At 71.5% G+C, this 23,423-nt stretch carries 16 protein-coding genes and 2 pseudogenes; 4 read left to right on the top strand and 14 right to left on the bottom strand.

The genetic code is table 11. From position 1 onward, the window contains the following. The 3 genes and pseudogenes from ABT245_RS21190 to dxr form a co-directional block, all read right to left on the bottom strand. A pseudogene (locus tag ABT245_RS21190) lies at positions 1–138 on the bottom strand (flavodoxin-dependent (E)-4-hydroxy-3-methylbut-2-enyl-diphosphate synthase); the annotation flags it as partial. 388 nt (positions 139–526) lie between these two features. Beyond that, positions 527–1,831, bottom strand: coding sequence for a M50 family metallopeptidase (locus tag ABT245_RS21185; protein ID WP_502982157.1), 1,305 nt, complete (start codon positions 1,829–1,831; stop codon positions 527–529). Next, complete coding sequence (gene dxr, locus ABT245_RS21180) at positions 1,828–3,099, bottom strand: 1-deoxy-D-xylulose-5-phosphate reductoisomerase (protein ID WP_351735752.1); 1,272 nt, start codon at positions 3,097–3,099, stop codon at positions 1,828–1,830. Before dxr ends, ABT245_RS21185 begins: the two co-directional genes overlap by 4 nt. Positions 3,100–3,264: 165 nt before the next feature. Between dxr and ABT245_RS21175 the strand changes: the two genes are divergently transcribed. After that, on the top strand, positions 3,265–3,717 hold the full coding sequence (locus ABT245_RS21175; RefSeq protein ID WP_351735750.1) for a lamin tail domain-containing protein: 453 nt from the start codon (positions 3,265–3,267) through the stop codon (positions 3,715–3,717). Positions 3,718–3,856: 139 nt separating this feature from the next. Here the strand turns inward: ABT245_RS21175 and ABT245_RS21170 are convergent, their stop codons facing one another. Further along, the gene (locus ABT245_RS21170) at positions 3,857–5,824 is read right to left on the bottom strand and encodes an acyl-CoA dehydrogenase family protein (protein WP_351735748.1); all 1,968 of its coding nucleotides are present in this window, start codon (positions 5,822–5,824) and stop codon (positions 3,857–3,859) included. Positions 5,825–6,190: 366 nt separating this feature from the next. Here ABT245_RS21170 and ABT245_RS21165 point away from each other — a divergent pair, with 366 nt between their 5' ends. Next, the gene (locus ABT245_RS21165; protein ID WP_351735746.1) at positions 6,191–7,204 is read left to right on the top strand and encodes a LacI family DNA-binding transcriptional regulator; all 1,014 of its coding nucleotides are present in this window, start codon (positions 6,191–6,193) and stop codon (positions 7,202–7,204) included. Between the two features lie 176 nt (positions 7,205–7,380). On the opposite strand, the gene ABT245_RS21160 is transcribed toward ABT245_RS21165, so the two are convergent. The 3 genes from ABT245_RS21160 to ABT245_RS21150 form a co-directional block, all read right to left on the bottom strand. After that, on the bottom strand, positions 7,381–8,826 hold the full coding sequence (locus ABT245_RS21160) for an aldehyde dehydrogenase family protein (RefSeq protein ID WP_351735744.1): 1,446 nt from the start codon (positions 8,824–8,826) through the stop codon (positions 7,381–7,383). Positions 8,827–9,612: 786 nt separating this feature from the next. Beyond that, a complete protein-coding gene (locus ABT245_RS21155) occupies positions 9,613–11,274 on the bottom strand; it encodes a PucR family transcriptional regulator (protein WP_351735742.1) in 1,662 nt (553 codons plus the stop codon). Between the two features lie 169 nt (positions 11,275–11,443). Beyond that, the gene (locus tag ABT245_RS21150) at positions 11,444–13,591 is read right to left on the bottom strand and encodes an ATP-binding protein (protein WP_351735740.1); all 2,148 of its coding nucleotides are present in this window, start codon (positions 13,589–13,591) and stop codon (positions 11,444–11,446) included. 280 nt (positions 13,592–13,871) lie between these two features. On the opposite strand from ABT245_RS21150, the gene gabT reads away from it, so the two are divergent. Continuing rightward, a complete protein-coding gene (gene gabT, locus ABT245_RS21145; protein WP_351735738.1) occupies positions 13,872–15,206 on the top strand; it encodes a 4-aminobutyrate--2-oxoglutarate transaminase in 1,335 nt (444 codons plus the stop codon). A 499-nt stretch (positions 15,207–15,705) separates the two neighbouring features. Then, on the top strand, positions 15,706–16,311 hold the full coding sequence (locus ABT245_RS21140; RefSeq protein WP_502982156.1) for a phosphatase PAP2 family protein: 606 nt from the start codon (positions 15,706–15,708) through the stop codon (positions 16,309–16,311). 52 nt (positions 16,312–16,363) lie between these two features. Here the strand turns inward: ABT245_RS21140 and ABT245_RS21135 are convergent. From ABT245_RS21135 to ABT245_RS21105, 7 genes and pseudogenes are all read right to left on the bottom strand, one after another. Then, positions 16,364–16,815 (bottom strand): annotated as a pseudogene (locus tag ABT245_RS21135) (carbohydrate binding domain-containing protein); the annotation flags it as partial. 86 nt (positions 16,816–16,901) lie between these two features. Next, a complete protein-coding gene (locus ABT245_RS21130) occupies positions 16,902–17,354 on the bottom strand; it encodes a hypothetical protein (protein ID WP_351735736.1) in 453 nt (150 codons plus the stop codon). 396 nt (positions 17,355–17,750) lie between these two features. After that, positions 17,751–19,178 (bottom strand): NAD(P)/FAD-dependent oxidoreductase, encoded by a 1,428-nt coding sequence (locus tag ABT245_RS21125; protein ID WP_351735734.1) that lies wholly within the window; start codon positions 19,176–19,178, stop codon positions 17,751–17,753. A gap of 42 nt (positions 19,179–19,220) precedes the next feature. Continuing rightward, a complete protein-coding gene (locus ABT245_RS21120) occupies positions 19,221–20,021 on the bottom strand; it encodes an ABC transporter permease (RefSeq protein ID WP_351735732.1) in 801 nt (266 codons plus the stop codon). Next, complete coding sequence (locus ABT245_RS21115) at positions 20,022–20,951, bottom strand: ABC transporter permease (RefSeq protein ID WP_351735730.1); 930 nt, start codon at positions 20,949–20,951, stop codon at positions 20,022–20,024. Positions 20,952–20,953: 2 nt separating this feature from the next. After that, positions 20,954–22,126, bottom strand: coding sequence for an ABC transporter ATP-binding protein (locus ABT245_RS21110; protein WP_351735728.1), 1,173 nt, complete (start codon positions 22,124–22,126; stop codon positions 20,954–20,956). Between the two features lie 5 nt (positions 22,127–22,131). Next, a complete protein-coding gene (locus tag ABT245_RS21105; protein WP_351735726.1) occupies positions 22,132–23,379 on the bottom strand; it encodes a polyamine ABC transporter substrate-binding protein in 1,248 nt (415 codons plus the stop codon). Between the last annotated feature and the right edge of the window lie 44 nt (positions 23,380–23,423).

The raw sequence follows: 23,423 nt of genomic DNA, 5'->3' as shown, positions 1-23,423 counted from the left end.
ACGCGTCGTCGTCATCGACTGCACCGACACCGGCGCGTCCCCGCCCACCGCCACCGAACCGACCTGAATCCGCCGGCTCGGCCGACGCTCGGCGAGCCTGGTCGGAACGGACGGCATGCCGAGAGAAATCGCAGTCATCTGCTGTGCAACCCCAAGTCGTGGATCAGGATCCGGTCCCGGAACGGCGGGCTCCAGGCTCCGAGATTACGCCACGGCCCGCCACGCAAGCACATCCCTCCGGGAAACCCACCCCGACCGAAAGCGGCCCGGAGCCCAAGGCCCCGGGCCGCCACCAACAAGGCATGACCGGGAGATTTTCACCGGGTTACGGAAGAGCTTCGGTGTCGAGCCCGGCGCTGACGGCCGGCCCCGGTCCTGCCCTCCGGCTCATGACCGATGTGCCCGTCCCCTCCTTGTTTGAGGAGTTGCACGCTCGGTGAGGAGCTGCACGATCTCCGGCCGGACCCCAGGGTGCCGGAGCACCACTGGGGTCACCCATGAACAGCGAGGACGTACGACGGTCGCGTCAGCTGATCTTGACCGGGTTGACGACGTCGGCGACGAGGACCAGGAGGGTGAAGCAGATGAAGACCCCGGCCACCACATAGGCCACCGGCATCAGTTTCGCCACGTCGAACGGGCCCGGGTCCGGGCGGCGGAGGACCTTGGCGAGGTTGCGGCGCAGTGCCTCCCACAGGGCGCCCGCGATATGTCCGCCGTCGAGCGGGAGCAGCGGGAGCATATTGAACAGGAACAGGGAGAGGTTGAAGCCCGCGACCAGCATCAGGGCCATCGCGAGCTGCTGGGTGGGCGGGATGTCCAGGGTGAAGATCTCGCCGCCGACGCGGGCCGCGCCGACCACGCCCATGGGCGAGTCGGGCTGGCGCGGTGCGCCGTCGAAGGCCGCGTTCCACAGGGCCGGGATCTTGCCGGGCAGACTCGCGATGGAGTGGGCGGCCTCGCCGATGCGGTCGCCCATCCAGGTCACGGAGTCGCCGAGGTCCTGGCGGACGATGCCGGTGGCGGCGCTGAAGCCGAGGAAGCCGGCGGTGACGTACTGGCCCTGGACGATCTGGCCGCTGGAGTCCTTCTTGGCGACCTGGTTGGTGGCGATCGTCGCGTGCAGGGTCAGTCGCTCGCCCTTGCGGTCGACGACGATCGGCACCTCCTTGCCGGGGGCGGCGCGGATGAGGTCGGACAGCTGGTTCCAGCTCTCGGTCCTGACCCCGCCGAAGGAGACGATCTTGTCGCCCGCCTTCAGGCCCGCCGCGGCGGCCGGGGACGCGGCGTCGCCCGAAGTGCAGCTGTCCCGGTTCTCGCTCTGCGCGATGACGCACTGCGAGACCGAGCTGACGGTGGTCGTCTGCTGGGAGATGCCGAAGCCCATCAGGACGGTGAGGAACAGCACGACCGCCAGTACGAGGTTCATGAAGGGGCCCGCGAACATCACGATGACCCGCTTCCACGGCTTGCGCGTGTAGAAGAGGCGGGTCTCGTCGCCCGGTTTGAGTTCCTCGAAGGCGGCCGAGCGGGCGTCCTCGATCATGCCGCGCCACGGTGAGGTGGAGCGCGCGCTGATCCGGCCGTCCTCGCCGGGCGGGAACATGCCGATCATGCGGATGTAGCCGCCGAACGGGACGGCCTTGATCCCATACTCGGTCTCGCCCTTGTGCCGGGACCAGATGGTCGGGCCGAAGCCGACCATGTACTGCGGGACGCGGATGCCGAACATCTTGGCGGTGGACAGGTGCCCCAGCTCGTGCCAGGCGATCGAGAACAGCAGGCCGACCACGAAGACGACTATGCCGAGGATCATCATCAAGGCTGTCATGCACGCGCCTCCGCGGTCGCCTTCTGTGCGGTCAGTTCGCGGGCCCGGGCCCGGGCCCAGGTCTCCGCTTCGAGGACGTCCGACACCGTGAGCGAGGTTCCCGTGCGCGGCGTGCCGTGCTCCTGAACCACCCGGGTGACGGTCTCCATGATCCCGTTGAAGGGCAGCGCGCCGCTACGGAACGCCTCGACGCACTCCTCGTTGGCCGCATTGAACACCGCCGGGGCGGTGCCCGCGAGCCGCCCCACATGCCGGGCGAGGTTCACCGACGGGAAGGCCTCGTTGTCGAGCGGGAAGAACTCCCAGGTCGAGGCCGTGCTCCAGTCGAAGGCGGGGGCGGCGTCCGGGACGCGTTCGGGCCAGCCAAGACCGATGGCGATGGGCCCGCGCATGTCGGGGGGCGTCGCCTGGGCGAGCGTGGAGCCGTCGGTGAACTCGACCATCGAGTGGACGTAGGACTGCGGGTGCACGACGACCTCGATGCGCTCGAAGGGGATGTCGTACAGCAGATGCGCCTCGATGACCTCAAGACCCTTGTTGACCAGGGTCGCGGAGTTGATCGTGATCACCGGGCCCATGGCCCAGGTGGGGTGGGCGAGGGCGTCGTCGACGGTGACGTCCGCGAGTTCGGCTCTGGTGCGGCCGCGGAAGGGGCCGCCGGACGCCGTGACGACGAGTTTGCGCACATCGGCGCGGGTGCCGGCGGCGAGCGCCTGGAAGAGCGCCGCGTGCTCGGAGTCGACGGGGATGATCTGCCCCGGCTTGGCGAGCGCCTTGACCAGCGGGCCGCCGACGATGAGCGACTCCTTGTTGGCGAGCGCGAGGGTGTGGCCCGCCTCCAGGGCGGCGAGGGTCGGTGCGAGGCCGATGGAGCCGGTGATGCCGTTGAGGACGGTGTGGCAGTCGGAGGCGGCGGCCTGGGTGGCCGCGTCGGGTCCGGCGAGGATCTCGGGGACCGGTTCGCCCGCGCCGTACTGCGCGGCGAGGGCCTCGCGCAGCGCCGGTACGGCCTCCTCGCGGGCCACCGCGACGGTCTTCACCCGGAGCCGACGGGCCTGCTCGGCCAGGAGGGACACCCGGCCGCCGTTGGCGGACAGGGCGGTGACCCGGAAGCGGTCGGGGTTGCGCAGGACGAGGTCGATGGCCTGGGTGCCGATGGACCCGGTGGAGCCGAGGATCACCACGTCCTTCGGCCCGTCTCCCGCGCGGGGGTCGTGGACGAGGTGCGGGTCGGCGAGGGGCGCCGGACTGGCGGGGCTGTCGGTCATCCCCCCATTGTTGCCGCAAGCGGTGCCCGGGAGGACAGCGCGTCCCTCGGGCGGGTGCCATGTCTGGGCTTGGTGGTGAAGGGACCGAAATCCTCCTTTGTGAAACAGCCGTGAAGATCATGTGATAACACTGCTGTTCTCAACGACTTCCCGGGGGGATTTCCCATGCGTTTTCGCGCCACCCTGCCCGCGGCCCTCGCGGGCGCCGCGCTGCTCACCGGCACCCTGCTCAGCACCCCGGCCCAGGCGGCCGGCGGTGTGACGATCAGCCATGTCTGGTTCGACAGCCCGGGCTCGGACAACGGGTCCAACGCGAGCCTGAACGGCGAATGGGTGCAGCTCAAGAACACCAGCCGTTCGGCGGTGTCCCTGAAGGGCTGGATCCTCAAAGACGCCTCCAACCACAAGTACGTCTTCCCGAACGTGCGGATCGGCGCGGGCAAGAGCCTGAAGGTGCACACCGGCAAGGGCACGGACACCGCCGCGCACAAGTACCAGAACCGCCGCGCGTACGTGTGGAACAACACCAGCGACACCGCCACCCTCACCAGGGCGAGCGGCGCGAAGGTCGACTCCTGCTCCTGGACGAGGCGGGATCCGAGCGACAAGTGGTGCTGACCGGCGGCCGACGGGGGGCACCGGCGGCATCTGACGGGTCCGGTCTGCACCCGACGCGGGGGACCGGTCAGCGCCTGACCGGTCCCGTCAGCATCTGAGCGGGCGGCCGGCCGTCACCTGACGGTCGGCCGCCCGGCCGTCACCTGATGGGCCGGTGCACGTTCTGCCGGCTGCTGGGGCCGGGTGCCGCGTCCGCGATCCAGGGGCCGTCTCCGGACGGGTCGACGACCCCCTGCTCCAGCCATGTGTAGACACCGCCGAGGACGCCCTTGACGACCTTGCGGTCGAGGTCGTCGGTGTTGGACCACAGCCGGCCGAACAGCTCGTCGACCCGGATGCGGGCCTGCCGGCAGAAGGCGTCGGCGAGCTGGTAGGCCTCGCGCCCGTGGTCGCCCTGGCTGCGCAGCAGTTCGGCCCGGACGCAGGCCGCGCTCATCGCGAACAGCTCCGCGCCGATGTCCACGACCCGGCCGAGGAAGCCCTGCTTGGTCTCCATCCGGCCCTGCCAGCGGGACATGGCGTAGAAGGTGGAGCGGGCCAGCTTGCGGGCATGCCGCTCGACGTAGCGCAGATGCCCGGAGAGATCCACCTCGCGGTTGAACTCACCATAGGAGGAGGGCAGTTGCCCGGGTCCGGCGACCAACCGGGGCAGCCACCTGGCGTAGAAGGCGCCGGCGTTCGCGCCCGCCCTCGCCTTGTCCGACAGGGTCTTGTCGGGGTCGATGAGGTCACCGGCGACCGCGAGATGGGCGTCGACGGCCTCGCGCGCGATCAGCAGGTGCATGATCTCGGTGGAGCCCTCGAAGATCCGGTTGATGCGCAGGTCACGCAGCATTTGTTCGGCGGGGACCGCCCGTTCGCCGCGGGCCTTCAGCGAGGCGGCGGTCTCGAAGCCTCGGCCGCCGCGGATCTGGACCAGCTCGTCGGCCATCCGCCAGGCCATCTCGGAGCCGTACAGCTTGGCGAGGGCGGCCTCGATGCGGATGTCGTTGCTGCTCTCGTCGGCCATCTGCGAGGACAGGTCGACGACGGCCTCCAGGGCGAACGTCGTGGCGGCGATGAAGCTGATCTTCGAGCCGACCGCCTCGTGCAGCGCGACCGGCTTGCCCCACTGTTCCCGGGCCGCCGACCACTCGCGCGCGATCTTCAGGCACCACTTGCCGGCGCCGACGCACATCGCGGGCAGCGACAGCCGGCCGGTGTTCAGGGTGGTCAGCGCGATCTTCAGGCCGGCGCCCTCCGGGCCGATCCGGTTGGCGGCCGGCACCCGCACCCGGTGGAAGCGGGTGACGCCGTTCTCGATGCCCCGCAGGCCCATGAAGGCGTTGCGGTTCTCGACGGTGATGCCCTCGGAGGACGCCTCGACCACGAAGGCCGTGATGCCGCCCTTGTGGCCCTCGGACCTCGGCACCCGGGCCATGACGACGAGGAGGTCGGCGACCACGCCGTTGGTGGTCCACAGCTTCACCCCGTCGAGGATGTAGTCTCCCCCACTCTCGGCTCCGCTCGACCGGGAGGGGCCCCCACCCTCCGGCACGGCGGAGGTGGCCAGGCGCGCGGGGTCGGAGCCGACGTCCGGCTCGGTCAGCAGGAACGCCGAGATGTCGGTGCGGGCGCAGCGCGGCAGGAAGGTGTCCTTCTGCTCCTGGGTGCCGAAGAGTTTCAGCGGCTGCGGTACGCCGATGGACTGGTGGGCGGAGAGCAGGGCGCCGATCGCCGGGCTGGCCGAGCCGACCAGGGCGAGGGCCTTGTTGTAGTAGACCTGGGTGAGGCCGAGGCCGCCGTACTTGGTGTCGATCTTCATGCCGAGGGCGCCGATCTCCTTGAGGCCGTCGACGACCTCGTCGGGTATCTGCGCCTCGCGCTCGACACGGGCCGGGTCGATCTTCGTCTCGCAGAAGTCGCGGAGCTTGGCGAGGAACTCCTCGCCGCGCTGGACGTCGTCGTCGGCCGGGTGGGGGTGGGGGTGGACCAGGTCGAGGCGGAAGCGGCCGAGGAACAGTTCCTTGGCGAAGCTGGGCTTGCGCCAGTCCTGTTCCCGGGCGGCCTCCGCGACCCGCCGGGCCTCGCGCTCGGTGACCGTGGGTTTGCTGGAGGGGGCGGACATGAGGCTCACCTCGCCGCGAAGAGGGATGTGGAGGACCGTTCGTTACCGACCAGTGCTACTGGATCGTTGGTACCCGAAACGGGCCGCGCCCACCAGTCCTCGCGCACCCCTCGCACGCCCGGCGGGGCACTCGGCGCGGGCCCCGGCCCGGGGGCGCGGGCACGGTTTCCCGTTGGTGCGTCGTTACGCCGTCCGGGGGACGGTTCATGACACCGGCCCACTCTCGCCCCTCGGTGAACAGGTTGTCGAAGCGCTTCGACACCTATGGACTCCCCGTCTGTGCCGAGGTTAGTGTGGAATACACCCTCGCTCGCCCCTGTCGGACGTGCGCATTGTCGAAGCGCTTCACCAAGCTTGGAGAGCCGGATGGTCACTCTCGCCGAGGTCGCCCAGCACGCCGGAGTCTCGGCGAGCACCGTGAGCTATGTCCTCAGCGGCAAGCGGTCCATCTCCGCCGCCACCCGGCAGCGGGTCGAGGAGAGCATCCGGCAACTCGGCTACCACCCCAACGCGGGCGCCCGTGCCCTGGCCAGCAGCCGGTCCAACATCATCGCGCTGATGGTTCCGCTGCGCACCGACATGTATGTGCCGGTGATGATGGAGATCGCCATCGCGGTGGCCACCACGGCCCGCACCCACGGGTACGACGTCCTGCTGCTCACCGGCGAGGAGGGCCCGGACGCGGTGCGCCGGGTCACCGGCAGCGGGCTCGCCGACGCGATGATCCTGATGGACGTCGAGCTGGAGGACGAGCGGCTGCCGCTGCTGCGCGGCACGGACCAGCCGTCCGTGCTGATCGGGCTGCCCGCCGACACCGGTGGTCTGACCTGCGTCGACCTCGACTTCGGGGCGACGGGCGCGCTCTGCGTCGAGCACCTGGCGCGGCTCGGACACCGTGACATCGCCGTCATCGGCGAGGCCCCCGCCGTCTACGAGCGGCACACCGGCTTCGCCGAGCGCACCCTCGACGGACTCCGCTCCCGCGCCCGGGAGCTGGGACTGCGGGTGCTGCACCGGCCGTGCGAGGGCGGATACGACGCGATGGCCCTCACCCTGGCCCGGATCTTCGACGAACGCCCGGGCACCACCGGGTTCGTCGTGCAGAACGAGGCGGCCGTCGAGCCGCTGCTCGCCCTGCTGCGGCAGCAGGGCCGGGCCGTGCCCGAGGATGTGTCGGTGGTCGCCGTCTGCCCGGACCAGGTGGCCGTCCAGGCCTCGGTGCGGCTCACGTCGGTCGCCATCCCCGCGCAGGACATGGGCCGGTACGCGGTGGAACACCTGGTCGCCAAGCTGCACGGCCGCGGGAGCGACGACGTCGTGCTGATCGCGCCCGAGCTGACGGTGCGGGCAAGCACGGGTCCGGCGCCCGCCGCACCCTGACCCGCACCGCACGGACCCGCATCGCACGCAGGCGATGCCCCGGCGCTGACCGTGGTGATGACGGCCGAGGGTCCCGGCACCGGAAGGCATCGGTGCCGGGACCCTCAGGGACGACGATCGCGCGTCACGCACGACTTTATATGGAAACGGTTCCCATTAGCCAGTGGCCGGCGGGATCAAAGCGCGAGGCCGGTGAGGACGAGAACCCGCTCGTAGGTGTAGTCGTCCATCGCGAACTTCACGCCCTCACGGCCGACGCCCGACTGCTTGGCGCCGCCGTAGGGCATCTGGTCGGCACGGTAGGAGGGGACGTCACCGATCACGACGCCGCCGACCTCCAGCGCGCGGTGGGCACGGAAGGCGGCCTGCACGTCATGGGTGAACACACCCGTCTGGAGGCCGTACTTGGAGTCGTTGGCCGCCGCGAAGGCCGCGGTCTCCCCCGCCGCCTTCTGCACGGTGAGGACCGGGCCGAAGACCTCCTCGCAGGCGATCGTCACATCGGCCGGCACATCGGTCAGGACGGTCGGCGCGTACGCGGCGCCCTCGCGCTTGCCGCCGGTCAGCAGCCGCGCGCCCGCCGTGACCGCCTCGTCGACCCACGCCTCCACGCGCCGGGCCGCGTCCTCGCTGACCAGCGGGCCGACATCGGTCTTCTCGTCCGAGGGGTCGCCGGTGACCTGGGCCTCGACGGCGGCGACGATGCGCGGCAGCAGCCGGTCGTACACCGCGGCGTCCGCGATGACCCGCTGCACGGAGATGCAGGACTGGCCGCCCTGGTAGTTGGAGAAGGTCGCGATGCGCTGCGCGGCCCAGTCGAGGTCGGCGTCGCTCGCGTAGTCGGCGAGGACCACCGCCGCGCCGTTGCCGCCCAGCTCCAGCGTGCAGTGCTTGCGCGGCACCGAGTCCATGATCGCGTAGCCGACCTTCTCGGAACCGGTGAAGGAGATGACCGGCAGCCGCTCGTCCTGGACCAGGGCGGGCATCCGGTCGTTGGGGACCGGGAGGATGCTCCAGGCACCCGCGGGCAGCTCGGTCTCGGCCAGCAGCTCGCCGATGACCAGGCCGGACAGCGGGGTCGCCGGGGCGGGCTTGAGGATGATCGGTACGCCGGCGGCGATCGCCGGGGCGATCTTGTGGGCGCACAGGTTCAGCGGGAAGTTGAACGGTGCGATGCCGAGCACGACGCCCTTCGGGAAGCGCCGGATGAGCGCCAGGCGGCCCTGGCCGCCGGCGTCCGTGTCGAGCCGCTGGGCCTCGCCGCCGTTGAACCGGCGTGCCTCCTCGGCGGCGAGCCGGAACACGGAGACGGCCCGGCCGACCTCGCCGCGCGCCCACTTGACCGGCTTGCCGTTCTCGGCGGAGATCAGCCGGGCTATCTCCTCGGTCCGCTCGACCAGGCGCCTGCTGACGTGGTCGAGGGCGGCGGCCCGGACGTGGGCCGGGGTGGCGGCGAACTCGTCCCGCACGGCGTACGCGGCGGCCACGGCCTCCTCGACCTGGGCGTCCGTCGGTACGCCGACCTTGCCGACGAGCCGGCCGTCCCACGGGGAGGTGACGTCGAAGGTGTCCTCGCCGGTGACCTGGCGGCCGGCGAGCCAGAAGGCGTGGGTGGAAGTCATCTGAGAGTCCCGGCCCTTCCGCGTTGGGGGTGTTCCTTGCTTTCGTGCTCCACCGTAGGACGACGCCGACCCGAGGTCGCTTGTCCGAGCCGTACCAGTTCGGACCCGCGTTTCTACGCTTTGTCGTAGCAGCCGGCGCCCGTCCGGGCCCGGCACCTGACTTTCCACGCCCGGGCCCTGGACTCCGGCGCCCGTAGGCGGTGGCCGGGACCGGGGGCGGTGGTCAGGACCGGGGGCAGTGGTCGAGACCGAGGTCCGGTGGTCAGGAGCGGGGCCGACAATCGGGACCGGCGGTCAGGACCGGGGCCAGTGGTCACCAGCGGGACCGGTGATCGGGACTGGGACCGGGACTGGGACCGGGACCGGTGGTCGAGACCGTGGCCAGTGACCGTGACCGTGGCCGGTGATCGGGACCGGCGTCGGCCTTGCGGCGGCCGGGGTCCGGTGGCCGGGACCGGGGCCGGCGGTCGGCGGTCGGCGGTCGGAACCAGGGCCGGTGACCGGAGGCGGTCGTCGGGACTGGGGGAAGTGGTCGAGACCAAGGTCCGGTGGTGAGGACCGGGGCCGTCGATCGGGACCGGCGTCGGACTGTTGGCGGTCCCAGGGGCAGTGGTTGGGGCCGGGGCCGGTGAGCGGGACCGGGCCCAGTGATTGGGACCGGCGTCGTACTTTTGGCGGTTCCAGGGGCAGTGGTCGAGACCGAGGTCCGGTGATCGGGACCGGGCCCAGTGATTGGGACCGGCGTCGGACTGTTGGCGGTTCCAGGGGCGGTGGCGCTGGTAGGTGTTAGTCCTGGGCTGTGGTTTTCAGGGAGAGCCACAGTTCCATTCGGGTGTCCGGGTCGTCCAGGGAGCGGCCCAGGATCTCCTCGACCCGCCGCATCCGGTACCGCAGCGTGTGCCGGTGCACGCCCAGGTCGGCCGCCGCCGCGTCCCACTGCCCGTGCCGCGACAGCCACGCCCGCAGCGAGGCCACCAGATCGCCGCGGCCGGTCGCGTCGTGCTCGTACAGCGGTCGCAGCAGCCCGTCCGCGAACGCCCGCACCGCGTCGTCCGCGAGCAGCGCCAGCACGGATCCCGAGGCCAGCTGATCGTGCTCCACCAGCACCCGGCCGCGCCGCCGCGCCACCGACAGCGCCTGCTCGGCCTGCTTGTAGGCGGCTGCGGCCGCGATCGGCCCGGCGGGCGCCGACAGGCCCACGACCAGCTCGTCCTCCTCCACGGCCGCCGGCTCGGGCACGGCACGGGCCGCCTCCAGTGCCATCGCGTACCGTATGCCGGCCGCCGCGGCGGCGCCCCCGTCGGCGGCGAGCACCACCAGCCGCTCCCCCTCGGGCACCACCAGGACGGCCTCCCCGGAGCGCGCCGCGGCGGACTCCACGGACTCCGCGAGCCCGGCCAGCCGGTCGCCGTCCGCGTCCACGGCGGCGAGCGCGGCGACCGAGCCCGGCTTGGTCAGGGGCACGCGCGCGTGCCCGTCGGCGTGCGCCCGCGCGGCCGTTCCGGAGGCCGACTCGGCGACGATCAGCCGGAACGGCGCGTCGAGGAGCCCGTCGTACAGGTCCCCCGCGACGGCCCGGGCGTGGTCCGGCTGCCCGGCGAGCAGCATGCGCAGCACGGCCCCGCCGATCCGCTGCTCCGCCGCGTGCAGCGAGCGGGAGCGTTCGGTGGTGAGGGTGAGCAGGGCGATGGCGGAGTGCACCGCGTACCGTTCGGCGGTGCCGAGGGGCGCGGCGGTGCCCACGGCGAGGGCGCCCCGCGGGCGCCGCCCGGTGCCGAGCGTGTGCAGTTCGACCCGGTCCTCGTGGTCCGGACCGCCGACCACCGACGAGGCGGGCGCGGGCCGGTCCCGCAGCCGCTCCACGTCCGCGGTGAGCCGGGCGGCCCGCCGCCCCGCCCACTCGGGCGCGGTGGCGACCACCGCGCCCGAGGCGTCGTACAGCGCGGCCCAGCCGTCGACCTGCGCGGCGAGCGCGCTGAGCAGTCCCTCGGGGCCGGTGTTCAGGGCCTGCCGGGTCAGTTCCCGCTGGGCGGCGAACCCGGCGGTCACCGACCGGTACTGGTCGGCGGCGATCGCGGCGGACACGGCCTTGCTGATCGCGAGGAACGGGGTGCGGCGCGGCACCTCGAGCAGCGGCAGCCCTTCCTGTGCGGCCGCGTCGACGAGGGCCTTGGGGATCTCCTCGTAGTTGACGCCGACGGCGAAGCCGAGCCCGACGACCCCGGCGCCCGCCAGCCGCCGCACATACCGGCGCATCGCCTCGGGGTCCTCCGCGTCCAGCTTCAGCGCGGTGATCAGCAGCAGTTCCCCGCCCTCCATGTACGGCACGGGGTCGGCCAGCTCGCTGACGTGCGCCCAGCGGACGGGCACGTCGAGGCGGTCCTCGCCCGCGCGCACGGTGAGTTTGAGCGCGGAGTGGTGGACGAGCGAGGCGAGCGTCGGGGGCATAGGGCCTTCAGGTCAGTGGCAGTCGAGTGACATCGGACGATCATGCGGAGATCGGGCGATCATTGTGATCTTTTGGCCGCCGCGTATGAACAGCCTATGCCGATTCTGCCTGACCGTACGGTCGGCCCTTGATCCGATGGACGTACCGGCCGCTCGTCCCCGACGCTCCTCAGCCGCGGAGGTCCACCAGCAACGGCGGGGCGTGCTCGCCCCGCACCGTCGTCAGGGACAGCACCGCGTGCCCCGGCGGCAGCGCGTGCGCCAGCTCCGAGGCGGACCAGCGCTCCCGCTCGACCTGCCGGACGGTGACGGCCCGCGCGGTCGGCGCCTTGCCGGTGATCACCCGGCGCACCATGTGCACGGCCTTGCCCGCCGGGGTCTCGGCGATGATCTGCCGGTCGGTCACGTCACGCGCCTCGGTCCACTCCTTGCCCCACACCTCGGCGAAGTCCTGACCGTCCCAGGGCGTCAGCCCGGACAGCGCCATCCGGCAGCCCACCGACCCGAGCAGCGGACCGCGCAGCGGCCGGGGCACGTCGTCCAGGGTGCGCAGGGTGAGCACGGCCCCGGCGTTGCCCGACCGCAGCCGCTGGATGCCGCGCACCGCCTCCGGGGTCACCACGCCCGTGGCGTCGTCCAGGACCAGGCAGGCGAACAGCGACCGGTCCTCCCGTACCGCGACGCTCGCCGTGAACTGGGCGAGCACCAGCCGGGCCAGGAGCCGCGAGGCGTCCGCGTGCCCGCGCTCGGGCAGATCGATGCGGACCCGTACGGGGTGGTCGAGGGCCTTGAGCGAGAACGGCCGGGATCCGCCCGAGGTGTCGAAGAACCCGGCGAAGGCGGGCCGGTCGAGCAGCGCGATCCGGTCGGCGAGCACCGCGCCCACATCGCCGGGGTGCCCCAGTTGCCGCTCCCGCGCGTCGAGTTCGCGCAGCAGCGACTCCTGTCCGGTCTCCTGCACGGCCTTGCGCAGCGCGGCCAGCGGCCCCGGCGTGCCGTCGAGCAGCCGGCGCAGCTCCGGTACGGAGGGGAAGCGGCCGTGCACCGCGCGGAACGGGCCGAGCAGTTGGGCGAGGACGGTGGTGGAGCGGCGGCTGTCACTGCCGGGGTGCGGGTCGGCGAGGTCGCCGACCAGGGCCTCGGCGAGGATGGCCGCGGCCTCGTCCGGGTCGCCGGTGCCGCCGTACAGGTCCAGGTCGTAGACCGAGTCGGGGTGGGCGACCCGTACGACGACGTCGTAGGCGTCGGCCGGGCCGAGTCCGGCGCCCGCCGCGCCGACCACCACGACGCAGGCGCGGCCGGCGAGCGCGTGCAGGCACAGCGACTCGGCGAGCGGGCGCACGATGCCGCCGGTCTTGCCGGCGCCGGCCGGGCCCACGGCCAGCAGCGAGGTGCCCAGCAGTTCGGGCCCGAGGGCGAGGCCGCTGCCGCGGTACTGGTACGGGTTGCGCGGATCGTCGGCGGTCGTGCCGAGCCGCACCTGCCCGGTGATCAGGTCGTGCCGCGCCTGCCGCCCCGGCAGGTCGCGCGCGCCGGACGGGTGCGGGCAGGCGGCGGCGCCGTGCTCGACCACGGCGGCCGAGAAGGCGGTCAGGCTGTGCCGGCCGCTGTGCACGCCCTGCCAGGCGCGGGCGATCCGGGCCAGGTCGACGTCCCGCATCAGCCCGGCCCTGGCCTCCGCGCCGAGCCGTTCGGCGGCGTCCACCGCTCCGGCGGCCCGCAGTTGGGGCCACTGCGCGGGGTCCTCCTCGGGAGCGGGCGGTCGCTCGGCGACCGGGACGGCCCGGCTCCAGGCGGGCGGGCCGAAGCGGCGCCAGACCTCGCCCCAGCGGCCGAGTCTGCCCACGACGAGCATGATGGCGACGGCGATCAGGGTGTAGTAGCCGTACCAGAGGATCGCGTTCCCGACGCGGTTGTCGCTGTGCCGCCAGGAGCCCGGGGTGAACAGTTCGAGTGGCAGCACCCACCAGCCACCGAGGTAGCCGTTCCACAGCAGCGACCAGACGAGCCAGCCCACCAGGAACGCGATCAACGCCCCGCTCAGCAGTTGGCGTGCCGGGGTCTGTTCGGGCTCCTCAGCGGGGCGCGGCCGGTGTCCGAAGCGCCAGACGCCGGGTGGTACGTCGGGGCGGGGTGCGCGCAGCCAGGACAGGAACGCCGAACCGTCCGGCCGCGGCGGCACCCCCGGTGGCAGGGTGGGGCGCGGGGGCAGCGCGGGGCCCTCCCGCGGCACCGGGGAGCCGTCCTGTGGCACCGCCGGACGCGGTACGGGATTCGCGTGTGTGCCGCGCGCGTCCTGCGTCCCGTCGCTGTCCATCGCCCTTGCCCCCTGACCAGCCGTTCCGACCACCATCAGCGAGCCAATCTAACGCCCTTGCAAGGGGAGTTCACCGCTTACGCGGCCGAGGCCCGGGACCTCGGGTCCGGCCCGCCATGTCCACCGCGGACAACCGCGTCCCGTGACAACGCCCACATGGAGCATGCCCACCGTCCTGCCTCGGCCCTAGCCTGCGAAGAAAGAAGGCAAGCGTCCGCAAACGCACCGCCCGGCACCGCCCGGCAGACCGCCCGGTACGCAAGATCATCAGGGAGCCCCCATGTCCGCACTTCCGCAGGAGCGTCGCGTCGTCACCGCCATCCCCGGCCCGAAGTCGCAGGAACTGCAGGCCCGCCGTTCCGCCGCGGTCGCCCAGGGCGTGGGTTCCGTGCTGCCGGTGTTCGTCACCCGCGCGAGCGGGGGCGTCATCGAGGACGTCGACGGCAACAGCCTCATCGACTTCGGTTCCGGCATCGCCGTGACCTCCGTCGGCGCCTCCGCGGAGGCCGTGGTGCGCCGCGCCTCCGCCCAGCTCGCCGACTTCACCCACACCTGTTTCATGGTCACCCCGTACGAGGGTTACGTGGCCGTCGCCGAGGCGCTGGCCGAGCTGACCCCGGGTGACCACGCCAAGAAGTCCGCGCTGTTCAACAGCGGCGCCGAGGCCGTCGAGAACGCGGTCAAGATCGCTCGCGCGTACACCAAGCGGCAGGCGGTCGTCGTGTTCGACCACGGCTACCACGGCCGGACCAATCTGACCATGGCGCTGACCGCGAAGAACATGCCGTACAAGCACGGCTTCGGCCCGTTCGCCCCCGAGGTCTACCGTGTCCCCGTCGCCTACGGCTACCGCTGGCCGACCGGCCCGCAGAACGCGGGTCCGGAGGCCGCCGCGCAGGCCATCGACGAGATGTCCAAGCAGGTCGGCGCGGACAACATCGCCGCGATCATCATCGAGCCGGTGCTCGGCGAGGGCGGCTTCATCGAGCCGGCGAAGGGCTTCCTGCCCGCGATCCGCCGGTTCGCGGCCGACAACGGCATCGTCTTCGTCGCCGACGAGATCCAGTCCGGCTTCTGCCGCACCGGCCAGTGGTTCGCCTGCGAGGACGAGGGCGTCGTGCCCGACCTGATCACCACCGCCAAGGGCATCGCGGGCGGTCTCCCGCTGGCCGCCGTCACCGGCCGCGCCGAGATCATGGACGCGGCGCACCCGGGCGGCCTCGGCGGCACCTACGGCGGCAACCCGGTCGCCTGCGCCGCCGCGCTCGGCGCCATCGAGACGATGAAGGAGCTGGACCTCAACGCCAGGGCGAAGGACATCGAGTCGGTCATGAAGGGCCGACTGACTGCCATGGCCGAGAAGTTCGACATCATCGGCGACGTCCGCGGACGCGGCGCCATGATCGCCATCGAGCTGGTCAAGGACCGCGCCACCAAGGAGCCGAACCCGGAGGCGACCGCCGCACTCGCGCGGGCCTGCCACCAGGAGGGCCTGCTGGTCCTGACCTGTGGCACCTACGGCAACGTGCTGCGCTTCCTGCCCCCGCTGGTGATCGGCGAGGACCTGCTGACCGAGGGTCTCGACATCATCGAGCAGGCGTTCACGCGCATCTGATCCGGCCGGCGGCGCCATCGACGCACCCAGCGAACGCCCAGCTCAGGCACGGGTTCCGCGGCATATGAGCCGCATCGGCCCCGGCCCTGTCGCCCGTCGCGGCGCCGGGGCCGGGGCCGCGGCCGCGGCCGTCAGGCCGTGTGAAGAAGGTGTGCGAGGTGGATGACGGGGGGCCGTTCGGTCTGTCTCAGGGCCGTCCTCTCCCGTAGATTCTCACCGGATGAGAGATACACCCCGCCCACAGGGGACTGTGGGCGATCCCAGGCCGGGGCCTCCCCAGCTTCGACCTGGTCGTGCCCTCGCGCACACACCCGGGGCCCTGGGCCCCGGTTCTCCTCACCGATCGGACGGTCGCTCGCCCCAAACCCCCCGGGGCGCGCGGCGTTCCGATCCGGTCGGCCGCCTCGGAACTACCCCCCCTGTTCCGGGGCGGCCGACCTCCTTCCTCCTTCCTGCGGGCCTCCCGGCCCTGCTCCTCGCCCTGATCACCTGGCAGGTCGTGGCCGACGGCCCGCTGGTGCGCGCGGACGAGCGGCTGAGCCGGGCCCTGCGGCACCCGGACCGGCTCTCCGGACTCCTCTCCGATCTCGGCAATGTCCAGGTCGCGGTCCCGGTGCTCGCGGCCGTCCTCGTGGCGGTGTCCTGGCGGACCCGCCGGGCGGGCGCGCAGCGCTGGTGGGCGGCGCCCGCCGCGGCGGCCGTGCTGATGCTCCTCGTGCCGGCGCTTGTCGTGCCCCTGAAGGACTGGACCGCCCGCCCCGGCACGCCGGCCGTGCCGCCGGGGCTCGGCTACTACCCCTCGGGCCACACCGTCACCGCCGCCGTCGCCTACGGTGCCGCGACGCTGCTCCTGCTGCCCCTGCTGAGGGGTGCCCGTGCCCGCCGCACCCTGGTCCTCGGCTGCGCCGCCGTGAATCTCGCGGTCGGCTTCGGTCTGGTGCGGCACGGCTACCACTGGCCGCTGGACGTGCTGGCCGGCTGGTGCCTGGGCGCCCTGCTGCTGTGGGTGCTGTGGCGGCTCGCCCGCCGGGGCGACGGCCCGGTCAGCCGAAGCAGGAGTCGAAGGCCTTCTGGAACTCCCGGTTCCCGAACCGGTCCCAGTTGATGGACCACGTCATCAGACCGCGCGGTGCGGGCCAGGTGCCGCGGGGGGCGCAGGCGCCGACGCCGTACCCACCGTGCATGTAGAGGTGACCTCGGTGGTGCCGGTGCGGAAGGTGGTGGTCAGGCGCTGCCAGTCGGGGGCGGACTGGGTCCAGGTGGAGACGTCGGTGGTGCCGGTGCCGGCGGCGCCGAGGTAGACGTAGGCGCCGCGGACGCAGCCGGACAGGGTGTACTGCGCGTCCGGCCGCACGGTCACGGTCTGCGCGCACTGGGCGTGGTCGCTGCCGGCCGGGGTCGCCCGCAGCGCCGCGGCGCCGCTGTGCACGGGTGAGCCGACGGCCGTGCCCGCGGTGCAGGTCCAGCCGTCCAGGACTCGAAGCCGCCGTTGCGGGCGAGGTCCGCGTCGGCCGCATGGGCGGCCGACGAGCACGGTGATCGCGGGTACGGCCAGCAGGGCGGCCGTGAGCGCGGCGAGGGGGGCTGGTGCGATGGGGGCGGTCCGCAAGTGCCTCCGGACCGGGGACGGGAGGGCGGAACGCGCCCAACTTGCCCCAGAGTTGTCAGGACCTCCGGCGGTGGGCGGGCCGCCCGCTACCCGTCGCGGTGCACCACCGCCCCCGCCGCCGCCTCGTGCATCGCCAGTTCCAGCAGCGCCGGGTCGGTGAGCGTCCCGGAGCCGTCCGGAGCCACCAGCCAGCGCACCCCGCGGGTCGCCCGGCCGGGGTACGGCACCACGATCCAGGTGCCCTTCCCGGCCGTGCGGATGCCGGTGCCGAGCCAGCGCGCGGCGGTGCCCGGCGGCACGAAGAAGCCCACCCGGTTGTCCCCGAAGTCGACCAGTACCGGGCCGGGTTGATCGAGGACACGGGTGAGTACGTCGAGCGTCGGAAAGCCGAGCCGGCCGGGCAGGATGAGCACGTCCCAGGCCTTGCCTGCGGGCAGCAGCGCGATCCCGTGGGGGCTGCGCTCCCATTCCCAGCGGCAGGACTCGGGGTCCGGTGCGACGGATGCCAGCCACTCCACGGCCGTCTTCGCCCCAGTCATCGCAAGACCTCCCTCTGTCGTGAACACCGATGGCGTCACGAGGGAGACAGCGGACTCCGCCGAGCATTACGCAGATTCCCCACCCCATCCCGAGTGAACTGGATCACACCCCCGACAAGGCCCCGAAGCGGCGCGGAGAACTGAGCGAACACCCCCACCCGCAGACAACCGACCGCCCACAACGGCCCGGCCCGGCGAAGCGGCCAGTGCTGTGGCCGGAAAGGTTTGCCGGAAAGCTCGCGGCGTCCGGTGCGGTGCATCGCAAGGCGGAGCATCTCCCGCGTACTGGATGTACTCGGGTGATGCGACAACGCGGCGTGGGGGCACCTCCCGGCCGAAGGCTGGGGGAGTGCCGTGCCGGGCGTCGCGAGCTGGTGAACCTTTCCGGTCGCAGCACTAGCTGTCGAAGCCCAGCCCCAACCGGTCCAGCGCGCGCAGCCACACGTTGCGGCGCCCGGCGTGGCTGTCCGCGCGGGCCAGCGACCACTTGGTGAGCGCGATGCCGGTCCAGGCGAACGGCTCGGGCGGGAACGGCACCGGCTTCCTGCGGACCATCTCCAGCGCGGTGCGCTCCGTGCGCTCCCCGGCCAGCAGGTCCAGCATCACATCGGCGCCGAACCGGGTGGCGCCGACACCGAGGCCGGTGAAGCCCGCCGCGTACGCCACCTTTCCCTGGTGGGCGGTGCCGAAGAACGCCGAGAAGCGGGAGCAGGTGTCGATCGCGCCACCCCACGCGTGGGTGAAACGGACGCCCGCCAGCTGCGGGAAGCAGGTGAAGAAGTGCCCGGCGAGCTTGGCGTACGTCTGCGGGCGGTGGTCGTACTCGGCCCGCACCCGGCCGCCGTACGGGTAGATCGCGTCGTAGCCGCCCCACAGGATCCGGTTGTCCGCGGTCAGCCGGAAGTAGTGGAACTGGTTGGCGCTGTCGGCGAGGCCCTGCCGGCCCCGCCAGCCGATCGACGCCAGCTGTCCGGGCGTCAGCGGCTCCGTCATCAGGGCGTAGTCGTAGACCGGGACGGTGTAGGCGCGCACCCTTCGGACCAGGTTCGGGAAGACGTTGGTGCCGAGCGCGATGTGCCGGGCGCGGATCGCGCCGTACGGGGTGCGCACCGCCATCTGGGCGCCGTACGGCCGCAGGGTCAGCGCGGGCGTGTGCTCGTACACCCGGACCCCGAGCCCCAGGCAGGCGCGCTTGAGGCCCCAGGCCAGCTTGGCGGGGTGCAGTACGGCCACGCCCCGGCGGTCCCACAGGCCCGCCCGGAAGGTCGGCGAGTCGACCTGTTCCCGGACCGCGTCGGCGTCCAGGAAATCGATGCCGTCGGCGAGGCCCTTGTCGCCCAGTTCCCGGTGCCAGTCCCGCAGTTCCTCGGCCTGGTAGGGCTCGGTGGCGACGTCGATCTCGCCGGTGCGCTCGAACTCGCAGTCCAGGGAGTAGCGGGCGACCGCCTTCTCGATCTCGTCGAGATTGCGGGCGCCCAGCTCCTCCAGCCGGTGGATCTCGTCCGGCCAGCGGGTCAGGCCGTTGCTCAGCCCGTGGGTGAGGGAGGCGGCGCAGAAGCCGCCGTTGCGGCCCGAGGCGGCCCAGCCCGCCTCGTGGCCCTCGACCAGCACCACGTCCCGGCCCGGATCGCGCTCCTTGGCGATGAGTGCGGTCCACAGCCCGCTGTAGCCGCCGCCGACCACCAGCAGGTCGCAGGTCTCGGTGCCGGTGAGGGCGGGCTCGGGACGGGGCCTGCCGGGGTCGTCCAGCCAGTACGGGACCGGCTGGGCATCGGAAAGGGACGCGGTCCACTGGTGGGTACGGCTCATGGCGCTCGGGGCCATGATGTCAACTCCCTACGAAATTCTGGGTGTTCCGCGAGGGCTTTATGCCCTCTGCCTGTTGCGGCGGTTGCCGATGAGCATGGAGACCAGGACGAACAGTACGGCGATCAGGAACATGGCCGTACCGATGACATTGATCTGAACGGGCGTTCCGCGCTGCGCCGAGCCCCACACGAACATGGGGAAGGTGACCGTCGAGCCCGCGTTGAAATTGGTGATGATGAAGTCGTCGAAGGAGAGCGCGAAGGACAGCAGCGCACCCGCGGCAATCCCGGGGGCCGCGATGGGCAGCGTGACCCGGACGAAGGTCTGCACGGGCCCCGCGTACAGGTCGCGGGCGGCCTCCTCCAGACGCGGGTCCATCGACATCACCCGGGCCTTGACCGCGGTGACGACGAAGCTGAGGCAGAACATGATGTGGGCGATCAGGATCGTCCAGAACCCCAGCTGCGCGCCCATGTTGAGGAAGAGGGTGAGCAGCGACGCCGCCATGACGACCTCGGGCATGGCCATGGGCAGGAAGATCAGCGAGCTGACGGCGCCGCGGGCACGGAAGCGGTAGCGGACCAGTGCGAAGGCGATCATCGTGCCGAGGGCGGTGGCGCCGACCGTCGCCCACACGGCGATCTGGAGGCTGAGGGAGAGCGAGCCGCACATGTCGGCGACGCCGCACGGGTCCTTCCAGGCGTCCGTGGAGAACTGCTGCCAGGCGTAGTTGAAGCGCCCGTTCGGCTTGTTGAACGAGAACACCGTGACGATGACGTTCGGCAGCAGCAGATAGCCGAGGGTCAGCAGCCCGGCGATCACGACGAGATGGCGCTTGAGCCAGTTGACGAAGGGCATTTAGACCAGATCCTCCGTCCCGGACCGGCGAATGTAGAAGGTGACCATGAAAAGGATCGCGGCCATCAGGATGAAGGAGAGCGCCGCGGCCGTCGGATAGTCGAGGATCCGCAGGAACTGCGTCTGGATGACGTTGCCGATCATGCGGGTGTCGGTGGAGCCGAGGAGTTCGGCGTTGACGTAGTCGCCGGCCGCCGGGATGAAGGTCAGCAGGGTGCCGGAGACCACGCCCGGCATGGACAGCGGGAAGGTCACCTTGCGGAAGGTGGTGAAGGGCCTGGCGTACAGGTCGCCGGCCGCCTCGTGCAGCCGGCCGTCGATGCGTTCCAGCGAGGTGTACAGCGGCAGGATCATGAACGGCAGGAAGTTGTACGTCAGACCGCACACCACCGCCAGCGGTGTGGCCAGCACCCGGTCCCCCGCGGTCCAGCCGAGCCAGTTCGTGACGTCCAGCACGTGCAGCGAGTCGAGCGCGCCGACGACCGGCCCGCTGTCCGCGAGGATCGTCTTCCAGGCGAGCGTGCGGATCAGGAAGCTGGTGAAGAACGGCGCGATCACCAGGACCATGATCAGGTTCCGCCAGCGGCCCGCGCGGAAGGCGATCAGATACGCCAGCGGATAGCCGAGCAGCAGGCACAGCACGGTCGCCGCGGCGGCGTAGAACACCGAGCGCAAAAACTGCGGCCAGTACGCGCCGAGCGCGTCCCAGTAGGTGGCGAAGTGCCAGGTGACCTTGTAGCCGTCCTCCAGGGAACCCGTCTGCACGGACGTGGACGCCTGGTAGACCATGGGCAGCGCGAAGAAGATCACGAGCCAGAGCATGCCGGGCAGCAGCAGCCAGTACGGCGTCCAGCGACCGCGCTTGCGCGGGGCCTTCCGCTCGGTCGCGGTGGGGCTTGGAGGCGGCGGCGCCTCGGTGAGCGTCGACATCGCTACGCGGCCCCTTCCTCGACGGTCTCCACGCCGGCGGAGCCCGTCGTCCCGGCAAGCAGGGACTGGGCCGCGTCCAGACCGAACGTGTGGGCGGGGCTCCAGTGCAGGACCACCTCGGCGCCGGGCACGAGCCGGCCGTCCCGCTCGACGTTCTGGACGTACACCGCGAGTTCGGGGCATACGGGGCTGTCCACGACGTACTGCGTGGAGACGCCGATGAAACTGGCGTCCGCGATCCTGCCGGTGATGTGGTTGCGGCCCTCGGGGATCTCGCCCGCGTCGTCGATGTGTGTGAGGGAGATCTTCTCCGGGCGGATGCCGACCAGCACCTTGTCGCCGGTCCGCGCCGAGGCGGAACATCGTGCCTCGGGCAGCACCAGCTTTTCGCCGCCCGCCTTGAGGACGATGTCGCCGCCGCCCCGGGTGTCCACCTCGGCCTCGATGAGGTTGGAGGTGCCGAGGAAGTTGGCCACGAACGTGGTCTGCGGGTTCTCGTACAGGTCGGCGGGCGAGCCGAGTTGTTCGACGCGGCCCGCATTCATCACCGCGACCGTGTCGGCCATGGTCATGGCCTCCTCCTGGTCATGGGTGACATGGATGAAGGTGATGCCGACCTCGGTCTGGATCCGCTTCAGCTCCAGCTGCATCTGGCGGCGCAGCTTGAGGTCGAGGGCGCCCAGCGGCTCGTCCAGGAGCAGCACCTTGGGGTGGTTGATCAGGGCGCGGGCCACGGCCACGCGCTGCTGCTGGCCGCCGGAGAGCTGGTGCGGCTTCTTGCGCGCCTGCTCGCCCAGCTGCACCAGGTCGAGCATCTCCTCGACCTGCTTCTTCACCGACTTGATGCCGCGTCTGCGCAGGCCGAAGGCGACGTTCTCGAAGATGTCCAGGTGCGGGAAGAGGGCGTAGGACTGGAAGACGGTGTTCACCGGCCGCTTGTAGGGCGGCAGATGGGTCACCTCCTGCTCGCCGAGGCGCACACTGCCCGAGGTCGGCTCCTCCAGGCCCGCGATCATGCGCAGGGTGGTGGTCTTGCCGCAGCCCGAGGCGCCGAGCAGGGCGAAGAAGGAGCCCTGCGGCACGGTCAGGTCCAGCGGGTGCACGGCGGTGAAGGAGTCGTAGGTCTTGCCGATCCCCACGAGGCGGACGTCGCCGCTGCTGTCTGTGGTGTTCATCCTTGTCACGCCCCTGTGAGCTTCGCGAACTTACCTTCGTAGGCCGTCTCTTCCTGCTGCGTCAGCATGCGGAAGGCATGGCCCCTGGCCTGCATGGCCTTGTCGGGCAGGATCAGCGGGTTGTCCGCCGCGGACTTGTCGATCTTCTCCAGATAGGGCTTCGTGCCGTCGACGGGAGACACGTAGTTGATGTAGGCGGCGAGCGCCGCGGCCTCCTGCGGCTGGTAGTAGAAGTCGATCAGCCGCTCGGCGTTCGTCTTGTGCCGCGCCTTGTTCGGGATCAGGAAGTTGTCGGTCGCCGTGATGTAGCCGTGGGCCGGGAGGACGTAGTCGACGTCCGGGTTGTCGGCCTGGAGCTGGATGATGTCGCCGCCCCAGGCCACGCAGGCGGCCAGGTCGCCCTTGGTGAGGTCCGCCGTGTAGTCGTTTCCGGTGAAGCGCCGTATCTGGCCCTTGTCGACGGCCTTCTGCAGCCGGGCGACCACCGCGTCGAAGTCGTCGTCGGTGAACTTCCTCGGGTCCTTGCCCATGTCGAGCATGGTCATGCCGATGCTGTCGCGCATCTCCGACAGAAAGCCGACCCGTCCCTTGAGCTTGGGGTTGTCGAGCAGGTCGGAGATCGACTTCACCTCGATGCCGTCAAGTGCCTTCTTGTTGAACGCGATGACGGTCGAGATGCCCTGAAAGGGGTAGGAGTAGGCGTGTCCCGGGTCCCAGTCGGGGTCGCGGAACTGGGGCGACAGGTTGGTGAAGGCATGGGGCAGGTTGGCCGGGTCCAGCTTCTGGACCCAGCCCAGGCGGATCAACCGGGCGGCCAGCCATTCGGTGAGGACGATCAGATCGCGCCCGGTGTCCTGGCCCGCGGCGAGCTGCGGTTTGATCTTGCCGAAGAACTCGTTGTTGTCGTTGATGTCCTCGGTGTACTTCACCTTGATGCCGGTGCGCCGGGCGAACGCGTCGAGCGTCGGATGGGTCTTTCCGCTGTCGTCGACGTCCATGTACTCGGGCCAGTTGGAGAAGTTGACAACCTTCTCCCGCTCCGAGCGGTCCTCGGCGGATGTGCCGCCCTGCGTCTTGCCCGCCGCGGGAATCCCGCAGGCGCTCAGCGTCGCGAGTCCGCCCACCGCGAGCGCGCCGCCCGCGGAGGTGCGCAGCAGCGAACGGCGGGACAGGGCGGCCCTGCCGTTGCGGAAGCTGCGCCGCATGGCGGCCACTTGGGCCGGGCTGGGGCGGTCGGGCTCGTACTGCTCCATGCGCATGGTGCCCTTTCGGGAGGGATGGTGCGGCCGGCCGTGGT

The sequence above is a fragment of the Streptomyces sp. NPDC001508 genome (assembly GCF_040298665.1).
In the GTDB taxonomy this organism is placed as follows: domain Bacteria; phylum Actinomycetota; class Actinomycetes; order Streptomycetales; family Streptomycetaceae; genus Streptomyces.
This window is presented reverse-complemented; position numbering and strand designations above follow the sequence as displayed.

What these genes read in the sequence shown, in the direction of transcription:
- ABT245_RS21185 (WP_502982157.1), bottom strand. Translation starts at nt 1,831, where the DNA reads ATGACAGCCTTGATGATGATCCTCGGCATAGTCGTCTTCGTGGTCGGC.
- dxr (WP_351735752.1), bottom strand. Translation starts at nt 3,099, where the DNA reads ATGACCGACAGCCCCGCCAGTCCGGCGCCCCTCGCCGACCCGCACCTC.
- ABT245_RS21175 (WP_351735750.1), top strand. Translation starts at nt 3,265, where the DNA reads ATGCGTTTTCGCGCCACCCTGCCCGCGGCCCTCGCGGGCGCCGCGCTG.
- ABT245_RS21170 (WP_351735748.1), bottom strand. Translation starts at nt 5,824, where the DNA reads ATGTCCGCCCCCTCCAGCAAACCCACGGTCACCGAGCGCGAGGCCCGG.
- ABT245_RS21165 (WP_351735746.1), top strand. Translation starts at nt 6,191, where the DNA reads ATGGTCACTCTCGCCGAGGTCGCCCAGCACGCCGGAGTCTCGGCGAGC.
- ABT245_RS21160 (WP_351735744.1), bottom strand. Translation starts at nt 8,826, where the DNA reads ATGACTTCCACCCACGCCTTCTGGCTCGCCGGCCGCCAGGTCACCGGC.
- ABT245_RS21155 (WP_351735742.1), bottom strand. Translation starts at nt 11,274, where the DNA reads ATGCCCCCGACGCTCGCCTCGCTCGTCCACCACTCCGCGCTCAAACTC.
- ABT245_RS21150 (WP_351735740.1), bottom strand. Translation starts at nt 13,591, where the DNA reads ATGGACAGCGACGGGACGCAGGACGCGCGCGGCACACACGCGAATCCC.
- gabT (WP_351735738.1), top strand. Translation starts at nt 13,872, where the DNA reads ATGTCCGCACTTCCGCAGGAGCGTCGCGTCGTCACCGCCATCCCCGGC.
- ABT245_RS21130 (WP_351735736.1), bottom strand. Translation starts at nt 17,354, where the DNA reads ATGACTGGGGCGAAGACGGCCGTGGAGTGGCTGGCATCCGTCGCACCG.
- ABT245_RS21125 (WP_351735734.1), bottom strand. Translation starts at nt 19,178, where the DNA reads ATGGCCCCGAGCGCCATGAGCCGTACCCACCAGTGGACCGCGTCCCTT.
- ABT245_RS21120 (WP_351735732.1), bottom strand. Translation starts at nt 20,021, where the DNA reads ATGCCCTTCGTCAACTGGCTCAAGCGCCATCTCGTCGTGATCGCCGGG.
- ABT245_RS21115 (WP_351735730.1), bottom strand. Translation starts at nt 20,951, where the DNA reads ATGTCGACGCTCACCGAGGCGCCGCCGCCTCCAAGCCCCACCGCGACC.
- ABT245_RS21110 (WP_351735728.1), bottom strand. Translation starts at nt 22,126, where the DNA reads ATGAACACCACAGACAGCAGCGGCGACGTCCGCCTCGTGGGGATCGGC.
- ABT245_RS21105 (WP_351735726.1), bottom strand. Translation starts at nt 23,379, where the DNA reads ATGGAGCAGTACGAGCCCGACCGCCCCAGCCCGGCCCAAGTGGCCGCC.